Genomic DNA, 3,686 nt, shown 5'->3' on the forward strand with positions numbered 1-3,686 from the left:
CGTCGTACAAAAGATCGTCAGTGGACTCGAGCATTTGGCGAAGACGATTACGCATACGAACCCGCTGAAGCTTTTGATCGCACCCGTTCCCAAGCTACTCGTGGAAGTCGCCAAAGAATTTCAGGTGCAAATCCAAACAGCCACCATTGAAAAGCAGCTAGGCTCACTGAAACAGGATAAGACAGTGGCGCAATTACTGGATCAACGAGCAAAGGGAACGCCAGCGGAGCAGAAATGGGCGAACGAGCGGCTTGAACAGATTAAAGAGGCCTATACAGAGCTGGGACGCAGCCAAGCGGCCTATCACATGTACGCAAAGTTTGGCAATCAGGCGTATATGGATGAAGCCACGAAAGAGATGGAGGCTGAACGCATAAAGTTAGGCCAGTTAGGCATAGCGTCCAGCTTTTATGATGAGAATGTGGATGTGAGTTCGTTCTATGCAGGCTCGGCGTTACTAGCTTGTAAGTACAATCCTACAAAGAATGACCATTCGGAGATGCCGCAGGATAATGTACTGCGTAGTCTGATTTTGACCTCCTTGAGCAAAGGGAATGAGGGGGAGTGGGCGATTAGGCGATTGGAGGGCTCTACAGAAACGAATCGTTCTGAGCTACGTGCGTATGATCCCAATAAAACTGTCACTCTAGAGGAATTATTTCGTCAGGAATCAGATCGTTATACAAAGGAACAACTGGAGGAAATATGGAATCAACTGAGTAGCGAGGATAGAAAGGCAATATCAAAGCAATTCGCACAGAACTGGTTCAAACAAGCCCTTCAAGGTATAGGTGGCGAAATCGCAAACGGAGCGATGACTTCATGGGAGAGCTTTAAGGAAATTGGAGGCGATTTACATACTGGGTTACAGACAAGAGGGAATAAAGCACTGGATTCCCCCTCTGACTTTATCAACTGGCTAACATTTGGTGCTTCTGGCGGGATTCAAGAAGGATTAAAGGCAAGGGCTGTCGAAAGTTGGGATTCTACGTATGATTTCTTTAATTGGCTGACCGTCGGAGGCATAGAGACTGTGAATGGAGCAATCAACCCGGACAAGCCCTTATCCAAGGAACACTGGTTAGCAAGTCTTGGGGTAGCGAGTATGGTATATGGCGGTGCTAAGGGGCAATGGGGAACGAAGTTGGAACCTAGAAGTTTGGGCAGAGACGTTGTTGAGGGGACGGGTAATGGTAAGATACTTAATAAATTAATTGACAGTCTTTATGAGAGAGCGCAAAATATCAGAAATGATATTAATAGAGAAATTGAAAAAATAAGAAATTCTGACGAATACAAGAACCTCTCAAGTACACAAAGAAAAAAACTTGATAGGAAACTAGATAATCTAACTTTTGGAAATGTTGCTGTAGCAGATGTAAACATTCCGGGCATTAAGAAAGAATTTCAAGCACATAGTCAAATTCATTCCTCTGATAGCGTGGGAAGCAATGTTGGAGATTTGAGTATTTCCAAAGTAGATAAATCATTGGAAACCTATGTTGATGATCAATTTCCAAGATTTAATGACACGGAGGCAAAGATTCTTGAGGATATTGCTTCTCAAATAAAAGACACTAATGTTAAAGGTCAAATAGATTTATTTACTGAATTAGATGCATGTCAAAGTTGCTCAAATTTAATTATGGAATTTAGACGTAAGTTCCCGAATATTCAGTTAAATGTTTATTCTAAAAGTATGAGATGAGGAGTGATAGTATGAACGTTATGGGCTATGAAAGAATAAAGGATTCAGTAGTATTCGGCTTTGAGGAATATATAGATGAGGAGGGTTTAAATGTAGCACAGGCTTCAGCGAAAATGTTAGAAGAAGAATGGAGAAGAGTAAACGATAGTTCATTTACTAAAACATTATATTTTATTTCTATAGCCATAGAGAGTTTGAAATATAAAGAAATTGCCGATTTTATATATAACAAACTGGATATTTACCTAGAAAACGCTGAATTTGAAAAAAACATAGATAAAAATGACATTGAAAAGCTGTTTCAGGACATTCAAGTTTGTAAAGAGTTAATTGACAGTAAAGATGAATATAAAATTAGGGAAACAAGCGATTCTACTAAATCAAGAGTAGAATACATCTTAGGTTTGAAAGTTGATTAATTTTAGTGTTGTAAAGGTGGTTGCTACGAACATAATCATGTGGGGGCTACCCAGTGTCGAATGAACTCATCATTTAGCCATTATCACACTTACCCATGTAATACCCGTATAAAGATTTAGCCATTTTGTTTGTACGCACATAAATGCTTCAAAATGTATAACCTAAAGAGCATAATGCAGTTAGATTGAACAGGTTGATTATGGTCAGATACAACCATGATTGACCTGTTTTTGTTATCTTAGTTTTCAAATAAAAGACCCTTACGTATCAGGCCCAATTAATTTATATACAGAATTTGATGCCTGCCAAAGTCGCTCAAACTTAGTTATGGAATTTAGGCGTAAGTACCCAAATATTAAATTAAATGTTTATTCCGAAACCATGAGATAAGGATTGATGAAATGAGCATGACTAGCTATGAACGAATAAAAAACTCTATAGTACTTGATTTTGAGGAATATATGGAAGATGAAGGGTTAACTGTAGTGCAGGTTTCAGCAAGGATTCTAGAAGAGGATTGGAGAAGGGTAAACGATAGTTTATTTACCAAAACATTATATTTTGTTTCTATTGCAATAGAGAGCTTGAAGAATAACGTAATTGCTGATTTTATCTATTCAAAACTGGATATGTACTTAGAGAATATTAAATTTGAAGAGATGATAGACAAGGAAGATGTCGAACATTTATTGCAAGACATTAAAATATGCAGGAAGCTAATTGATAAAAACGAGTATAAGATCCTAGAAACAAGTGATTCAACTAAAGCGGGAGTTGACTATATCTTGGGTTTGAAAGTCAAATAAGTGTAAATAATTTCGTGTAAACTACAACCAAACATAAAATGATTATTCAGCAACTCCAACCACGCCACAATACGAGCTAGCCGCCGTGTTGTGGTTTCTTTTCATTCGTCGTCAATTTCCAAACAATACAAACATAAAAGCGGAGGCTGTTTTATAACCTAAGTAATGCTGAAGCGTTACATAAAACAGGTCGATTATGGTCAGATACCACCATGATTAGCCTATTTTTTTACTGATAAAATTGTAATATTTTGGTGAATTTTGTCGTTGTATAGATTATAATGTAAAAGATGAGATTCCATTTTTGGTAATTTTTTAACGCGAATATAGACAGGCCGAGAAAGTCGACGATATGACCTACCAAGTGATTACACAATTCGTTGATACCGTTAGGGGGAAGGGCTACGTAGACGTGCGGGATTACAACCAATTCCTACGTTCGCTGGATACTTCTAATGCTGTATTCGATGTTACCTTGGAGCGCTACAAAAAGGTCATTGAACCTTATACGAATCCCAATAACTTTGGGACGTTCCAACAGACATTTACAGTTCGGTATGACGGATATTTTACCAAAGAAATACTCAGTACGCTGTATCCAAGTGCGCAGCTTGCAGATGATGATGCATCGCGGAGATATACCATGCATGTTGGAGATATATGTAACGTTCGCATTCAATCACGTGGCATTACCCTTGCAGGCAGGCTTCGCTCTTTCCTATTCAGAGGACAAGCGGTTCCGATTGCCATTA

The 3,686-nt window shown here is 38.6% G+C and carries 5 protein-coding genes; all 5 read left to right on the plus strand.

The genetic code is table 11. The annotated features are described in order from the left end of the window. A partial coding sequence (locus IEY34_RS37175) for a deaminase domain-containing protein (RefSeq protein WP_308423111.1) occupies nt 1-1,708 on the plus strand: 1,708 nt, incomplete at its 5' end. 11 nt (nt 1,709-1,719) lie between these two features. Further along, nucleotides 1,720-2,127 (plus strand): hypothetical protein, encoded by a 408-nt coding sequence (locus IEY34_RS35930; RefSeq protein WP_189021033.1) that lies wholly within the window; start codon nt 1,720-1,722, stop codon nt 2,125-2,127. Between the two features lie 220 nt (nt 2,128-2,347). Further along, nucleotides 2,348-2,518 (plus strand): deaminase domain-containing protein, encoded by a 171-nt coding sequence (locus tag IEY34_RS35935; RefSeq protein WP_189021035.1) that lies wholly within the window; start codon nt 2,348-2,350, stop codon nt 2,516-2,518. A gap of 11 nt (nt 2,519-2,529) precedes the next feature. Further along, a complete protein-coding gene (locus IEY34_RS35940) occupies nt 2,530-2,934 on the plus strand; it encodes a hypothetical protein (protein ID WP_189021053.1) in 405 nt (134 codons plus the stop codon). Nucleotides 2,935-3,286: 352 nt separating this feature from the next. After that, nucleotides 3,287-3,686, plus strand: a 400-nt coding sequence (locus tag IEY34_RS35945; RefSeq protein WP_189021055.1) for a hypothetical protein, incomplete at its 3' end; no start/stop codon positions are given.

This window comes from Paenibacillus marchantiophytorum, assembly GCF_014640555.1.
Classification (GTDB): domain Bacteria; phylum Bacillota; class Bacilli; order Paenibacillales; family NBRC-103111; genus Paenibacillus_E; species Paenibacillus_E marchantiophytorum.